General features: G+C 52.1%; 14 protein-coding genes and 1 tRNA gene. 2 read left to right on the forward strand and 13 right to left on the reverse strand.

The features are described from left to right. Window positions 1–69: 69 nt before the first annotated feature. The 8 genes from cbl to AC0T7J_RS04460 form a co-directional block, all read right to left on the reverse strand. A complete protein-coding gene (cbl, locus tag AC0T7J_RS04425; protein WP_473792415.1) occupies window positions 70–1,029 on the reverse strand; it encodes an HTH-type transcriptional regulator Cbl in 960 nt (319 codons plus the stop codon). Between the two features lie 183 nt (window positions 1,030–1,212). After that, window positions 1,213–1,665, reverse strand: coding sequence for a hypothetical protein (locus tag AC0T7J_RS04430; protein ID WP_473792416.1), 453 nt, complete (start codon window positions 1,663–1,665; stop codon window positions 1,213–1,215). Next, on the reverse strand, window positions 1,662–2,018 hold the full coding sequence (locus AC0T7J_RS04435) for a tlde1 domain-containing protein (RefSeq protein WP_039389566.1): 357 nt from the start codon (window positions 2,016–2,018) through the stop codon (window positions 1,662–1,664). The genes AC0T7J_RS04430 and AC0T7J_RS04435 overlap by 4 nt, the downstream gene beginning before the upstream one ends. A 12-nt stretch (window positions 2,019–2,030) precedes the next feature. After that, complete coding sequence (gene tssD / locus AC0T7J_RS04440; protein WP_473792419.1) at window positions 2,031–2,522, reverse strand: type VI secretion system tube protein TssD; 492 nt, start codon at window positions 2,520–2,522, stop codon at window positions 2,031–2,033. An 813-nt stretch (window positions 2,523–3,335) separates the two neighbouring features. Next, entirely contained in the window at window positions 3,336–4,253 is a 918-nt protein-coding gene (nac, locus tag AC0T7J_RS04445) for a nitrogen assimilation transcriptional regulator NAC (RefSeq protein ID WP_010247899.1), read from the reverse strand. Between the two features lie 454 nt (window positions 4,254–4,707). Continuing rightward, window positions 4,708–5,733 carry an ABC transporter permease gene (locus AC0T7J_RS04450; RefSeq protein WP_181016808.1) on the reverse strand — a complete coding sequence of 342 codons (1,026 nt, stop codon included), beginning with the start codon at window positions 5,731–5,733 and terminating at the stop codon, window positions 4,708–4,710. A 23-nt stretch (window positions 5,734–5,756) separates the two neighbouring features. Then, window positions 5,757–7,241, reverse strand: coding sequence for a sugar ABC transporter ATP-binding protein (locus AC0T7J_RS04455; RefSeq protein ID WP_039389407.1), 1,485 nt, complete (start codon window positions 7,239–7,241; stop codon window positions 5,757–5,759). A 32-nt stretch (window positions 7,242–7,273) separates the two neighbouring features. Continuing rightward, the gene (locus AC0T7J_RS04460) at window positions 7,274–8,197 is read right to left on the reverse strand and encodes a sugar ABC transporter substrate-binding protein (RefSeq protein WP_031591254.1); all 924 of its coding nucleotides are present in this window, start codon (window positions 8,195–8,197) and stop codon (window positions 7,274–7,276) included. A 505-nt stretch (window positions 8,198–8,702) separates the two neighbouring features. On the opposite strand from AC0T7J_RS04460, the gene AC0T7J_RS04465 reads away from it, so the two are divergent. Next, window positions 8,703–8,778 (forward strand) — tRNA-Asn (locus AC0T7J_RS04465). A 90-nt stretch (window positions 8,779–8,868) separates the two neighbouring features. Here the strand turns inward: AC0T7J_RS04465 and AC0T7J_RS04470 are convergent. The 3 genes from AC0T7J_RS04470 to AC0T7J_RS04480 form a co-directional block, all read right to left on the reverse strand. Next, the gene (locus tag AC0T7J_RS04470) at window positions 8,869–9,171 is read right to left on the reverse strand and encodes a helix-turn-helix domain-containing protein (RefSeq protein WP_010247918.1); all 303 of its coding nucleotides are present in this window, start codon (window positions 9,169–9,171) and stop codon (window positions 8,869–8,871) included. A gap of 4 nt (window positions 9,172–9,175) precedes the next feature. Further along, window positions 9,176–9,529: a type II toxin-antitoxin system RelE/ParE family toxin gene (locus AC0T7J_RS04475; protein ID WP_069025145.1), complete on the reverse strand. Its 354-nt coding sequence runs from the start codon at window positions 9,527–9,529 to the stop codon at window positions 9,176–9,178. A 298-nt stretch (window positions 9,530–9,827) separates the two neighbouring features. Beyond that, window positions 9,828–10,916: a YncE family protein gene (locus AC0T7J_RS04480; RefSeq protein WP_473792423.1), complete on the reverse strand. Its 1,089-nt coding sequence runs from the start codon at window positions 10,914–10,916 to the stop codon at window positions 9,828–9,830. A 395-nt stretch (window positions 10,917–11,311) separates the two neighbouring features. Here AC0T7J_RS04480 and fhuE point away from each other — a divergent pair, with 395 nt between their 5' ends. Continuing rightward, window positions 11,312–13,474, forward strand: coding sequence for a ferric-rhodotorulic acid/ferric-coprogen receptor FhuE (fhuE, locus tag AC0T7J_RS04485; protein ID WP_473792425.1), 2,163 nt, complete (start codon window positions 11,312–11,314; stop codon window positions 13,472–13,474). A 77-nt stretch (window positions 13,475–13,551) separates the two neighbouring features. Here the strand turns inward: fhuE and AC0T7J_RS04490 are convergent, their stop codons facing one another. Both AC0T7J_RS04490 and AC0T7J_RS04495 read right to left on the reverse strand, forming a co-directional pair. Next, window positions 13,552–13,953: a cell envelope integrity TolA C-terminal domain-containing protein gene (locus tag AC0T7J_RS04490; protein ID WP_473792427.1), complete on the reverse strand. Its 402-nt coding sequence runs from the start codon at window positions 13,951–13,953 to the stop codon at window positions 13,552–13,554. Window positions 13,954–14,063: 110 nt separating this feature from the next. Continuing rightward, window positions 14,064–14,336, reverse strand: coding sequence for a hypothetical protein (locus tag AC0T7J_RS04495; RefSeq protein WP_473792429.1), 273 nt, complete (start codon window positions 14,334–14,336; stop codon window positions 14,064–14,066). Between the last annotated feature and the right edge of the window lie 461 nt (window positions 14,337–14,797).

A 14,797-nucleotide genomic window follows, 5' to 3' on the forward strand; every position in this document is an offset into this window, starting at 1 on the left:
TTTTTGCGGTGATTTGAAATTTTATGCCGTGCGGAAACAGGCGCGCATCCGGGTGGATGCGCTGTGTGCTTAAATCTGGAAGTCGATAACCGGTTCGTCGTCATTGCTGTAAGAGAGCGCCTGACGTTTGATCTCTTCCAGCGACAGGTTGGCATTGCAGAGTTCCAGGAACTGCCAGACGTAGTTGCGTTGCAACTGGCCGCGCTTGAGGCCGAGCCATACGGTGCTGGCATCGAACAGATGCGTGGCATCGAGGCGCACCAGCTCTTCACTCTCTTCAGTTTCACATGCCTGATCGGCCAGTATCCCGACGCCTAAACCGAGTTTGACGTAGGTTTTCACCACATCGGAGTCCTGAGCGCTGAGCACGATATCTGGTTTTAAACCGGCCGTCTGGAAGGCGCGGTCAACCCGCGAACGTCCGGTGATACCCTGCCGGTAGGTGATCAATGGATAGCGGCTGAGCGTGCTCAGTGAAACCGGCTGGGTCTGCACCAGTTCATGTTCTTTCGGCACCAGTAAGGCGTGATGCCAGCTGAACCAGGGAAAGGCCGCCAGACTGCTGTTGTTGACCAGTAATTCACTGGCGATCCCAATGTCCGCCTCACCCGCCAGCAGCATGGTGACAATTTCCTGCGGCGAACCCTGATTGAGTTCAAGCCGGACGTTGGGATAGAGCTGACGAAATGCTTTGATCACTTTCGGCAGGCTGTAGCGTGCCTGAGTATGGGTAGTGGCAATGGTCAGGATGCCGCTGGTTTCATTGGTAAAGACATCGGCCAGACGTCGCACTTTGCCCGCTTCATCCAGGATACGCTCAGCGATGGCCAGCAGCGCTTTGCCCGGCTCGGTCATCCCCAGCAGGCGCTTGCCGCGACGGATAAAGATCTCAACCCCGAGTTCATCTTCCAGGTCACGAATGTGCCGACTTACTCCCGACTGGGAGGTAAACAGTGTGTTAGCGACTTCCGTTAAGTTAAACTCACAGCGGGCCGCCTCGCGGATGATTTTAAGCTGCTGGAAATTCACGGTATTTACCTCCCTTTACCTAATCTGATTACCTGATGGTAAGAATTATTATTGATAACCGGAAATACTAAAAAATTCAGATTTATGACTTTAGGGAATAACGGGGTGGGTTTTGGGTGCAGAGAGGTTTGAGATGGGCGGCCGGACTTCAGAGTTTGACTGAAACCCGGCCTGGGGGAGAGGCTATTTTACAGAAGGCGATAGATTACGTATTCTGGCGCTCTCTGCTTTCATCTCTTCATAGCTTGCTTCCAGGATCCACAGACAGGTCGCACCCTGGTCAGTTGCCAGTAGCGCCAGACGGGTTTGTTGATAAAAATCCTCTATAAAGGCTGTAGGTTGCTCAGCCGGAACGCTGCAGACAATGTCTGTACCTGCCATATGGGGCCAGGATCTGGCGTCAATAACCCGGAGCGTCTCCAGCACGCCCGGGGTATTCTTTGCTAACGCCGAGGCAAGAGCATCCTCCATCCGGGTTGCCTGCTGAACATCAGCCGTAACTGCCAGTTGGGGCACTTTTGCAAGCCAGGCTTGCTCTCCTGACGCGATGCCCTTCAGCGAATTTTCCCAGTCGGATGTATTCGCTCCAGCCCAGACCGCGAAGGGCAGAAGGCCAATCAATATCAGATATTTCATCGGACCACCTCCAGCGTCCCGCCTTCACGCAGCACGCGTCGCCGGGTTGCAAGTGACATAATGATGCAGCCTTCTGAGGCGAAGCCCGCTGGCTTATTGACCCTTTCGCCATGAATGCGAAATGCCGAACGGCCAAAAGACTCTCCGGAAGTCTGCACCAGAATAATGGTCAGGGGTCCTTTTGATGTGGAGTGCCCTGCAATTCTGTACGTTCCCTGAGGAAGGGGCCCCATCCCTTTTACATGCTGGCGATCGGGATTATTTTTGTTAGTCAGACTACCTGAGTAGCCGGCCTCAATAAATTCACTATTGTGGTATAAGTGACCCGTGCTTTGCTCATATGTCCATGTCATCGTTATATTCCTTTATGCTGTCACTCGATCATTCCAGCTGTCCGAGTGGACGATATTTCCGTCTGCATATCGCCAGGTAATTTTTTCGTAAATCAGCTCTACAGTTTCCAGATGATCCCGCGCCTCACCATAGCGGGATTTAACGTCATACATCATCGGACCCACACAGATAACGGTTACGCCTTCCATCAAAGTATTGAAATATTCCACCTCCTGCCCCGCGTCATTTATCCGGTAAAATCTTATTTCCGCTGAGCAAAGCTTTTGACCTGAGGTCACAGCCCTGTAAAGACAAGGACTGGACTTATCGATCTCTTTATCAAAACTGTAAGAAGCGTGTTCGCGGATAGCGGTTGTTTTACCCGTCATGTTGTCTGTGGAGAGCATGACGCCGTGATTCAGGCCGAGAACTTCAATAGCGCCTTCACGACCTGCCACGTCGACGGATCCGACAATAATGTTGTTACCGTCATCTTTAAGCCAGAGATAAGCTGGAATAGCCATCGTTTTAAACTCCATTTTAAAAAGAGAAAGCCAGCCTGTTTTCTGCTGGCAGGCCCACTGCTTTCACAGCCTGATTAAACTATCTTCCGGCAAATATCAGATCAATTTTCATACAGCGTGAAATCAACCTGATTGAAGTTTTATTGTTTCAGATATAGAGATCGCGGAATAACCCGGTATCAGAGAAATAAAAACGTGCCCAAAAGCTATTCAGAATAATTTAAAAGTCGCATCAGCAATTCTTCACGCCAACATGGATTTATCATTCGTGCTATGAAGTTCACATTGTGTCGAAATGGAAAGATAGAACCTCTTCCTGTCCAGCCAGTAAACAGCTCTGTGCAGCAAATAAATACAGAAATTACAGACGAAGGTTTACCAGAGGGGTCCGGAGCGCTGAGGAACAACCGGAGGCCAGGAAGAGCCGACAGGACGTCGGCGAAAGAACGGCACGAGCCAGGGATGGCGAGTCCGGACGGTCCGTCGGCCGCAGGGCGTGACGAAGGCACCCCGCACAGCGGGGCGCGCAGGCAGCCGGACGCCGGGATTGTTAAGGGGCGGGCGTCCGCCCCTTGACGCGTCCGCCTGCACAGGCAACCTGAAACTCCCCAACGCCTGGCGGGCGAAACTTCCTCAGTGCATACCCGCTGCTAAAGGCTCACAGCCTCCATCGCCTGGCGGGCGAAACCCGCTCAGTGCTAACGCGCGGCTAAATGACCTGAAACTCCCATACGCCTGGCGGGCGAAATCCGCTCAGCGTCAGCCCGCTGCAAAGCGAAACCGGCTGGTTGCCAGCCCGCTACAAGCGCCCTCTTAACTCACTAACATCAACTCCCGCTCCTCACTCAGCGGCTTATTCAGCAGCGACAGCAGGATGTTTTTCACTGCCTGCGCTGAAGGTGACAGCGGCAAACGGGCGGAGACGTTCAGTGACAGTGGCAGACTCAATGACGGACTGTTGATGCGTGACATCCAGGCATCGGTGGAACCTACCAGCGAACGGGCGGCGGACTCAGGTAATACGGTCACGCCCATGCCGCTGGAAATGGCTGCGGTCAGGGTTGAAATCGATTCGATCTCACCGATGATGCGTGCACTCAGCCGACGCAGCGAAAAGGCCTCATCGACCCGCTTGCGCACTGCGCTGTAATCGCGCGGTAAGAACAGACTCATCTGCGCCACATCGGCCAGATCGACGCTGGCACCCGGGTAATCGGTGGCGCCTACCAGAAAGAGATCCTCTTTCATCAGCGGCATGCTGGTGATCCCGGCAGTGGGGGCGCGATCGTACAGCACCGCCATATCCAGCTGACCGTTCATCACTTTCTCATTCAGCACGCTGCCGCTATTTTCGTGCAGGTAAACCAGCACTTCCGGAAATTGATCGCGAACGGTCTGCAACAGCGGCATGGTCAGCGATGAAGCCGCGGTGCCTGGGGCAAGCCCAATCGATACCTGCCCACTCAGCACCTGACCGGCATTGATCACCGCAGTCTGGGCCTGCTCACACTGGCGCAGAATAGTGCGCGCATGACCATAGAGAATCTTACCAGCCTCAGTTGGCGTAACGCCGCGCTTGGTGCGAATCAGCAACTGCTGATCCAGTTCATTTTCCAGCGTCGCGACCTGCTGACTGAGTGCAGGCTGGGCGATGTGCAACACTTCTGCTGCCTGCGTCAGACTGCCGATATCGACGATTTTCACAAAGTACTTCAGTCGTCTTAAATTCATCTTGCCTCCGTCACTCACCCCGAATAGCGAAATGGGTCTGATCCCATCGCCCTGATAACAGAGATTTTGCAAGATGCAGGCCAGGTTTAAAAAATTCAGGCCAACAAGCAGCCAGATTTTTCCTAACGACCCGGAAAATAAGCGTTTCTGATTACCTCTTATGGGTTAATAAGGATCAGGAATAGCTGAGAAGAGAGAGTAATGCAGTCAGGCGCACTGTGACAGTGCAGACGCTGCGAGTCAGACGTGCAGAAAAGTGATGACAGGCTGTGCAGTTTGAGTGCAGTGGAAGCGCATTGCACCTGATAGAGTCTGGCAGGGCCTGAAAAGAAGCGTGAAAAACAGGGAGTGAATGTAACCGCTATCAGCGGGATTTCTTATCGCTGGCGGATGCCGGATGATAAAAAGCAACCGTTGCCCTCTCCCGCATCCGGAAGAAGGCAACGCCTGCTGATTAACGTTTTTTGCGGTTACGGTGCATATCGATAGAGACCGCAGCCACAATAATCATCCCTTTGATGATGTCCTGAATGTACGCATCGACACCGACGAAGGTGAATCCGCTTTTAATCAGGCCAAGGATCACTGCGCCAATTAAGGTGCCGGTGATACGGCCTACACCCCCCATCAGGCTGCTGCCACCGATAACGGCTGCGGCAATCGCATCCAGCTCGTACGACATCCCCATGCTCGACTGACCACTGCTGACGCGTGCCGCCAGTACCACACCCGCCAGACCAGAGAGTCCGCCGGCGATGGAATAAACAATGATCAGGTACTTATTAACGTTGATACCGGAGACTTTCGCCGAGGTCATGTTACCGCCGATGGCGTAAACATATTTACCGTAGCGGGTATGTTTCAGGGCGATGTGGAACAGAAATGCCACCACCAGGAAAATGACCACCGGCATGGCACCCTGCCCGATTGAGGTAAAGCCGTCGGACAGGAAGCTGATTGGATTGCCCTGCGTGTAATACTGCGCCAGACCGCGTGCCGACACCATCATGCCCAGCGTGGCAATGAAGGGTGGAATACCGGTGCGGGTAATCAGTACACCATTGACCACACCCGCCAGCAAACCGACGCCGATACCGGCCGCGATAGGGATTGCCGCAGGCATATTCACCAGCGAAGGATACATTGGCGACAGACTGTCAGAGGTCTGCGCCAGGCTCGCGGCCACCACCGCCGCCAGGGCGATAACGGACCCGGAGGAGAGATCGATACCGGTGGTGATGATGACCTGGGTCACGCCGACGGCGATAATCCCGATAATGGCCACCTGCAATACAATCAGGATCAGACGGTTGGTGTTAAGCAGGAAAGACTGGTCACGCACATACCAGCCAAACATTTCAAAAATCAACGCAATCCCCACCATCACCACGAAAATGCCGGTATCTTTCGGCAATTTATGACGCAGGCTGGCAAAAAAAGAGGGTTGCTGCGGGGCTGCCGGGGTGGCAGTAGCTTTCATATTGCTCATAGTGGTCTCGCGCCTCACTCGGATGCCAACGACAGAATGGTTTCCTGATCGGCTTCTTCTTTATCGAGGATGCCGGTTATACGCCCGCCGTGCATCACCATCACCCGGTCGCTCATGCCAAGAATTTCCGGCAGTTCAGAGGAGACCATGATGATAGCTACGCCACGGTTGGCAAGTTCACTGATTAAGCGGTAAATCTCCGCTTTTGCGCCGACGTCAATGCCGCGCGTCGGTTCGTCCAGAATCAGAATCTTCGGTTGCGCCAGCAGCCAGCGGGCAATCAGGACTTTCTGCTGATTACCGCCGCTGAGGTTATTGATGATTTGATCCATGGTCGGCGTTTTAATGTTGAGACGACGGATCTGGTCCATGCAGTCCTGCGCCATCTTCACATGGCTGACAAATCCGCTTTTACCGCTGTACTCCGGCATATTGACGATGCTCATGTTCTCCATCACCGATAGCACCAGAAACAGGCCGGACTTTTTACGGTCTTCGGTGAGGAACGCCATGCCCTTTTCAATCGCGGTTGAGGGTGAGTCGATCGTCACCGGCACGCCATCAATTAAGATCTCGCCGCTGTCGAAGCTCTCCATGCCGAACAGGCTCTCCATCACCTCGCTCCGGCCCGCACCCACCAGTCCGGCGACGCCGAGGATTTCACCCCGTCGCACACTGAAACTGACGTCGGTAAAACGATCTTTGCAGGTGAGATTGCGCACTGTCAGCACCTCTTCCCCGATGGCGCTGTTAAATTTCGGGAATAGCTGGGTCAGTTCGCGTCCCACCATCTGAGTAATCAGCGACTGGCGGGTATATTTCGACGTCTGATCGCTGGCGATCCAGGTGCCGTCGCGGAAAATACTGATTTCATCGGTAATGTTGAAGATTTCATCCATCTTGTGGCTGATGTAGATGATCGCTTTACCCTGCTCCCGCAGGTCACGAATGATGGTAAACAGATGCGCCACTTCGGTTTCTGTCAGCGCGGAGGTGGGCTCATCCATAATCACTATGTCTGAATCCCATGAAACTGCTTTGGCAATCTCAACCATCTGCTGTGACGCGATGCTCAGCTCGCCCACCATCCGATCGGCTTTCAGGCGGATATTCAGGCGATTCAGCAATTCCTGCGTCTTCTGATTAAGTCGGGCATGATCGACGAAGCCAAATCTCATCGGTTCGCGACCCAGCCAGATATTCTCGGCAACGGTCATGTAAGGCACCAGGTTGAGTTCCTGGTGGATCATGGAAATACCGGAACGCAATGCGTCCATGGTGTCCTGAAACTGCACCGGCTCCCCTTTAATTTTGATGGTGCCCTGATCGGGACGATACATCCCGATCAGGCACTTCATTAAAGTGGATTTGCCCGCGCCATTTTCGCCCATCAAGGCATGTACCGTTCCCGGACGCACCCGCAACGACACGTTGTCGAGGGCTTTTACGCCGGGGAAGAACTTGCTGATGCCTTCGGCTTCAAGCGCAAACGCGTTCATACATCACCTCCGTACTGCTGGGTCGGGAACGACTATTTCAGGTTACGCTTGGTAAACTGTTCCATGTTGTCTTTGGTAATCAGCTGGTAAGGGATATTGATGACTTTCTGGACTTTTTCGCCATTTACCAGTTTGACCGCGGTCTGCACCGCACCTTCACCCTGGCCCTGCGCATCCTGGAATACGGTCGCGACCATCTTGCCCTGCTTCAGCATCTGCAGCGCATCGGGTGTACCATCGACGCCAGCGATCAGGATTTTGTCCGGGTTTTTACCCAGCGCCTGCAGCGCACCGATCGCCATTTCATCGTTGTTTGAAGCGATGGCATTGATCTCATCACCGGCGGTCATCCAGTTACTGACTACGTCTACCGCATCGTTACGGGTAAATTTGGCAGTCTGTTTCTGAACAATTTTGATGCCAGGGAATTTAGCCGCAACCTCTTCCACACCTTTGGTACGGTCACGGGTCGCTTCATTCGCCAGGTCACCCATCAGGATGGCAACGTTGCCTTTGCCGTTCATTGCTTTAGCCAGCGCTTCCATCTGTAAGCGTCCGGCCAGTTCCGAATCGGACCCGACGTAGGCCATTTTGCCGGTCAGTTCAGCCTGTGGACGGCGGTTGACAAAGATCAGCGGGATACCCGCTTTGCTCGCCTGGTCCATAATCGGTTTCACCGCATTGGTATCGACCGGGTTGACGATCAGCGCATCGACACCCTGACCGATAAAGTTCTGAACCTGCTGCAGCTGCTGTGAAACGTCGCCTTTTGCATCCTCAACCTGCCCTTTAACGCCATCTTTCTGCATCTCTTTCTGCATTGAAGTACGCAGAATGGTGAGGAAGTTGTCATCAAACAGCGCCATGGAGACGCCAACCGAGATATCTTTTGCCATCACCGCGGCAGGTAACATGCAGGCTAACAGTGAGGCGACAATCGTTTTTTTAATGTTCATAGGGACCCTTCTTATTTGTTAACTTGCTCAGCGGCTGTGACCGCGAATGAAAAATATCTTTTACATTCACCCAGCCTGTCTGGCGTCTGTTTCGGGAAATTTGAGGTAAGACTTCAGGTTCTGACTATTTTTGTGATCGACCACTCCTTTTCACAATCACTTGATCTGAAAACAGTTAACTTCGAAATAGCGTTTCACTTTCAGACGATAATGACGACCGTGATGATAAGCAGTTTATTTATTCCATATAATCACGTTTTGAAATTTTTATCATAAAAGCACTGAAACGGTTGTTTTAACATCGGCAAACAACAAAACTTTGACATGCCTCTAACATCTGCGGAGAAATGCCCGCAAAGTGAGATCCTGTTGGCAGTTTGAAAATCCAGCAGAATCGGGTAAAAATCGCCAATCCGCTGCTTTTACGAGCATCTGAACGCAATTCAGTAAACAGGGCTTTGACAAGCGGGATCTGCGCCGCTAATATTCGCCCCGTTCAAGCGATTCCTCTGTAGTTCAGTCGGTAGAACGGCGGACTGTTAATCCGTATGTCACTGGTTCGAGTCCAGTCAGAGGAGCCAGAATTAGAAAAGCCCGCTCAGGGAAACCTGAGCGGGCTTTTTGCTTTTATGTTTTCGGTCACGGCGGCATGACATCCCCGCCTGAATGGCTTACACCTCAAACCCGTAGTGCGAGCCGTCCGGCAGTTCCACCACCAGCCGCAGCTTACCCCCTGCCGCATCGATATAGCGCTTGAGCGTGGAGAGCTTCAGGTCGCGGCCCGGCTTCTCCATGCCCGCCACGGTAGGCTGTGTAATGCCCAGCGCCTTTGCCATTTCGACCTGTGTTTTCTGCACTTTCTCACGCAGCTCGGCAAGGTGAATGTTGAGCAGGATATCCGTCGCCATCGCCTGTGCGTCGGCAACGACTTCCGGTTTTTCATCCGCAATAAGCTGTTCAAGCGTTCTGCCCATCTGGTTACTCCTCATCTTTAAAGCTATTCAGCCAGTGTGTAAATTCCCGATCGGCAACCGGAAGCATCTCCCGATAAAAACGCTTTTCATTGCCCACCTTATTTCCGGCACAAAGCACAATCGCCGTTCGGTTTGGGTCAAAAGCAAAGAAAGCCCTTATCGGATCGCCGCGACTCTGAATACGCAGCTCTTTCATGTTGATATAAACAGAGCCTTTTAGCGTATCCGCGTATGGCCTGGACAACCCCGGCCCTTTTTCACGCAACACCATTAATGCTGCCAGTACGCAGGCGCGATCGCTCTCATTAAGCAAGGTAAACCAGCGATCAAACCTCTCCGTCGTTTTAATCATCCACACGGGATCTCCTTATTAATATAGGTCAAATACTATATAGGTGTAAAGCGATAACTGAGTGTGAAGCAGAGGGATTTCGGATGCCTGTGTCTTTAGTGCAAAGTGAGAGAAGCGTTCAGCCGGGTCAGTGATGAATCCACACAACCTTCATCGTTTTGCGAACTGTACCGGATTGGTTATGGGGTGAGAGGATGTGAGGCGTTGTTATCAATAAGAAAGCCCGCTCAGGCTTCCCGGAGCGGGCTTTAATTTTGTTCGCATCGCTTCCCTGCCAGGGCAGAGTGACGCTATTAGCGCGTGATTACGGCAGCGCGATACGGGCAATCTCGTCAGTGCCTTTGGTGGAGGAGTCTTTGTTAAATTCCGCCTTCAGGGTGACATAGAGCGTATTGTTGTCCGGGCCAATCAACAGGCTGTTTGGATTCTTGTCAAACGACCAGCTGTTTTTCACCACGTAGGTGGTGGCATCCAGTTGCAGCACTTTCTTCGATTCGCGCTGGCTGATGTAAAGCTCATTGCGTTTAGCGTTGAACTTGATGCCCATCGCATCGCCTTCGATTCGCTTGATCACTTTGCCGGTGCGCTCATCAAAGATCAGCGTGGCTTTGCCTTTGGAGTCGTCAGTAACAAACAGGCGACCGGTCGCAGGATCTTCCGCCATGTTCAGGAACAGATACTCTTTGCCATCGCCTGCGGTCCAGCGCTTCTCGATTTTATGGCTGCGTGGATTGATCACCAGAACTTCACCCGAGCCATTGGCCGCATAGATGCGCTCAGTCAGCGGGGAATAGATGATACCGGTGACCCATTTCCCGGCGTTTTTAATCTCGGTTTTCAGCTTAAAGGTTCGGGTATCCACGACGGAGATATACCCCGGTTCGGCTACGCGACCGACATAAAGCTCGTTGCCGTGCCACAGGACTTCACGCGCACCAGCCGGATAGCCCTCTTTACTGATCTTGCCCGGGAATACCAGACGCTGCAGCACTTTGCCACTCCGGGCGTCCACTTTGGAGATCGCGCCATCCAGTGAGTTGGTGGTGTAGAACACCTGACCGTTTTCATCGATAGCGGTACCGAAGTTTTTCATGTCGGTATGCGTTTCGCCTTTGGTCGTCAGCGTGGCCGGATCGAGACGATAGATCATGCCGCCGTTCACATCCTTAAACGCCTGCGCGCTGGCGACAAACAACGCTTTTGACGCAGGGGAGTAAGCCATTTCGTACAGACCATCACCCAGAGCGCGTTGTGTCACTGCGGTATTAACCGGTTTTGGGGCTTCAGCGGCAGGCGCATCGGCTTTTTTAGCTGGTGCCTGACACGCTGTCAGGCTAAAGGCAGCGGCAACTGCCATGGCAACAGCGGCTTTGCGCGGGCTTAACGATTTCATGCTGAACTCCGTCAGGGAATAAAGAATGAGAATCATACGCATTAACAGCCAGTAATCAAATGACGATGCTGCTATCCATGCCTGTCCGGTCATTTAACCCGCGTTAAACCGCTTAACTGCCCCGTTTTTTACCGCCTGAATGCCCTTTTTCTGCTTTGAAATTACGTAAACATCAGCAACTAAAAGGCTTTATATCTGCTTATCACATTGAATTATAAATAATTAACATAAAGTTACATTTTCGATTGAATCCTTTGCGGAATCTATAAAGCAAATGATTATCATTGGCGTTCTCATGGCTGGCTGGGCGTCTTTCTCCAGAATATGAGTAGATAAAAAATAACAATCAGAGACACAACGGTTTAACTCAATACCAATTTTTAATGGAAAATTTTATGGCTCGTAGTGGCAGGGAATCAGGTTTCAGAAACAGCTTCAACGTCTCATTACTGACGCTGGCGATACACGCCCTTTTCCACCCCGCCATGGCGGCAGAGGAGACATCGCAGGATATGGTGGTCAGCGCCACGACTGACGAAACCAGTGACAGCGGTGAGCAGAATTACGCGGTGCAGACCACCCGCGCGGGCACCAAATTAATGCTGACACCGCGAGATGTGCCTCAGTCACTCAGCGTGGTGACGCAGCAGCGAATGCAGGATCAGGATCTGCAATCGGTTAATGATGTGCTGACCAACGCCACCGGTATCTCAACCAATCTGATCGACAGTGAACGCTCCGAGTACTATTCACGCGGCTTCAAAGTCAGCAACTTCACTTTCGATGGCATTCCGACCTCGGTTAACGATAGCTGGAATTACGGTGATGCGGCGTCCGACACGGCAATCTATGACCGTATTGAAATCGTGCGCGGTGCGACCGGTCTGATGACCGGAGCGGGCAGCCCTTCGGCCTCGATCAATATGGTGCGTAAACATGCTGATAGCAAAACCGCGACCGGTACGCTGAGTGCCAGTTATGGCAGCTGGAACAAGCAGCGCTACGTGGCGGATCTCTCTGCCCCACTTAACAGCGATGGCAGCCTGCGCGGCCGCGTGGTGACCGGTTATACCGATCAGGAGAGCTGGCTGGATCGCTATCAAAAAACCAAAAAGTTCATCTATGGCGTGATTGATGCGGACCTTACCGAGAAGACGACGCTATCACTGGGCTACGACTATGAAGATGACAACACCGGCAATCCAACCTGGGGTGGCCTGCCGATGTTTTACAGTAACAACGCCACGACACATTACGACCGCAGCCTGAATTCGTCAGCTAACTGGACGCGTTACAACACTCACTCGCGCAAAGTTTTTGCGGATATCGACCATAATTTCGATAACGGCTGGAATATTCATATCAACGGCACGCATGCTGAGAATACCTTCAGCGATAAGCTGCTCTATGTGATGGGCAATCCCGATCAGGAGAGCGGTGACGGCACCACCGGTTACGGCAGTATGGATCGCGGCAAGCGTAAAATGGATTCAATCGATGGCTTTGCCAGCGGCCCGTTTGAACTGCTGGGACGTCAGCACCTGTTGATGGCCGGAACAAGCTACAGCCGCCAGCATAATGCCGCCTACAGTCAGGATGGATTCAGCGATGCGCAGGCCGGTGAAATCACTGCCGCCGATATGGGGATTTTCAATAATCGCTGGACCGGTAACGTAGCGGAACCTGAATGGCAGGGCTGGTATCTCAACGATGATGACATTGTTCGTCATAAATCGGTCTATAGCGCTGCACGTCTGTCGCTGGCCGATCCGCTGTCGCTGATTATTGGCGCTCGCTATACCCAGTGGAGCACCCATGGCAGCAGCGGAGAGATGACTAAAAATAACACCACGCCTTATGCAGGGCTGGTGTATGACATTAATGACACCTGGTCCGCCTATGGCAGCTACACCGCCATTTTCCTGCCGCAGACTTATCGCGATACTCACGGCAGTTACCTCTCACCAGTGACCGGTAAAAGTTACGAGACCGGTCTGAAATCCGCCTGGAACGATGGCCTGCTGACCGCCAGCGTGGCGATTTTCCGCATCGAGCAGGATAACGTTGGACAGGCGATTGATGGCATTTATCTGAGCGGCAATGAGCAGGCCTATGACGCCGCCAAAGGTGCAGTGAGTAAAGGTGCCGAGTTCGAGCTGAATGGCGCGCTGACCGATAATCTGCAGCTGACCTTTGGCGCAACCCGCTATGTGGCACGCGATAAAAGTGGCCGGTTCAACAGCTATCAGCCGCAAACCTCATTCAAGCTTTTCACCCGTTATCAGTTAGCCACGATCCCCGAGCTCACCGTTGGTGGCGGAATTAACTGGCAGAACCGGGTGTTTAAAGATGTGACCAATGCCAGCGGCGACAGCGTACGGGTATATCAGGGCAGCTACCCGCTGGCCTCGTTGTTTGCCCGCTATCAGGTGAATAAGCAGGTTGCCGTACAGGCCAACGTCGATAATCTCTTCGACCGTGAATATTACAGCTATATGAACAGCTACGTTTACGGTGAGCCACGTAACCTGAATGTCAGCGTTTCTTATCAGTTCTGATAATGGTGGTGCTGGGAGGCCAGACAGCCCGCGATTGCGGGCTGTCTGGTGTGCTGATTTAACAGGCGTGATGCGTGTCAGGGCTGTCCTTCCATATTCCAGCGCGCTGATCCCATCACATCGAAAACATGCTGGTCGGTAAACGCCGGAAATCTGGCGCGTTTTGCCGCCACGTTAAGCGCGTTGCAATAATCCTTATCGCCCCCTTTGATAATAAAATTATCCAGGGTGCCATCAATTTTGAAATCCAGATGCGCATTACAGCGTTTCCCCTTCCAGGCGTGCGGCTCTGATAGTGCAGCATCCAGCGCTTTTTTAATGCCAGATGCCTGCTGACCATAGATATCGTTGTCCCCGACTTTTCCGGAACGGTTATAGCTGCAGGTTTCGAGTGCGCTTTTTTTAATGCATTCGTGTGGTGTGAGAGGCGCACAACCGGCTAAAGCGATAGTAAGTAGTATAAGGATGCGCTTTTTCATTTAAATCCTTTTAGGGTCATGCCCGGGCATAGCTTCCGGTGTTAGTGCGCTGCGATGTTGAAGTCAGTAAGTCAGTGAATGATTTTCTGAATACCTGAATAGACGCAGAACTATTTTTTACGCCAGAAGAGAAACGCCGCCATCGCTGTTAGCACGCCGATCAGCGGCATCACACTTGCACCTGCCAGAAAGTTGTGTCGATCAATATCATTGTTCTTTCTGATATCTGCAAAGCGCCCAATGGCCTGCTTTTCATCAATGGCATGGACTTCCTCGATCTCTTTCTTATAACCCTGCACCATCAGGTCAAGGGCGCGGTTTACCTCTGATCTTTCCAGAACAACGATTTGCTTGCCGTGGGTGTAGAAACAGTAATCGGGCATTGACTGTACTCTCAATTAAGAGGCGGGTTTCTACTCTAGCGGATGCTGGCGAAGATCGTAAGTAGTGATAAGGCCGAAAAATTTTATAAGTGATGCCTGCTTTCTGGTCACGTTGAGATTTTCTGGCGCGATGCAGATAACGCTGGGCAGGCTACCGGGTTACAAGCGCGCGCTGGCCGGTTTTCCTCGCGCTATTTTTCTTAATCTGAATATCATTTTCATGAAATTTTGACGCTAAAAGCAGATCTTAGGCGAGCGTTTAGCATCAAACCTCACGCTCAGCGTTTAGTGCAGGCAATTAATTAGCCTTACAGATTTATTCATCATCTGAATATGAATCACACCAATAAACATCACTTTAAAAATAATCAGCCACATCCACTCACGCTGTCACCATTACCATTGTGATCAACATCAAAAAAATATGATTAATGTTATAAAAAAAAGCAAAAATCATAAAA

Source organism: Pantoea sp. E956-1, from assembly GCF_982223955.1.

Coding starts and splice junctions, on each gene's coding strand:
- AC0T7J_RS04430 (WP_473792416.1), bottom strand. CDS start 1,665: ATGAAATATCTGATATTGATTGGCCTTCTGCCCTTCGCGGTCTGGGCT.
- AC0T7J_RS04435 (WP_039389566.1), bottom strand. CDS start 2,018: ATGACATGGACATATGAGCAAAGCACGGGTCACTTATACCACAATAGT.
- tssD (WP_473792419.1), bottom strand. CDS start 2,522: ATGGCTATTCCAGCTTATCTCTGGCTTAAAGATGACGGTAACAACATT.
- nac (WP_010247899.1), bottom strand. CDS start 4,253: ATGAATTTAAGACGACTGAAGTACTTTGTGAAAATCGTCGATATCGGC.
- AC0T7J_RS04450 (WP_181016808.1), bottom strand. CDS start 5,733: ATGAAAGCTACTGCCACCCCGGCAGCCCCGCAGCAACCCTCTTTTTTT.
- AC0T7J_RS04455 (WP_039389407.1), bottom strand. CDS start 7,241: ATGAACGCGTTTGCGCTTGAAGCCGAAGGCATCAGCAAGTTCTTCCCC.
- AC0T7J_RS04460 (WP_031591254.1), bottom strand. CDS start 8,197: ATGAACATTAAAAAAACGATTGTCGCCTCACTGTTAGCCTGCATGTTA.
- AC0T7J_RS04470 (WP_010247918.1), bottom strand. CDS start 9,171: ATGGGCAGAACGCTTGAACAGCTTATTGCGGATGAAAAACCGGAAGTC.
- AC0T7J_RS04480 (WP_473792423.1), bottom strand. CDS start 10,916: ATGAAATCGTTAAGCCCGCGCAAAGCCGCTGTTGCCATGGCAGTTGCC.
- fhuE (WP_473792425.1), top strand. CDS start 11,312: ATGGCTCGTAGTGGCAGGGAATCAGGTTTCAGAAACAGCTTCAACGTC.
- AC0T7J_RS04490 (WP_473792427.1), bottom strand. CDS start 13,953: ATGAAAAAGCGCATCCTTATACTACTTACTATCGCTTTAGCCGGTTGT.
- AC0T7J_RS04495 (WP_473792429.1), bottom strand. CDS start 14,336: ATGCCCGATTACTGTTTCTACACCCACGGCAAGCAAATCGTTGTTCTG.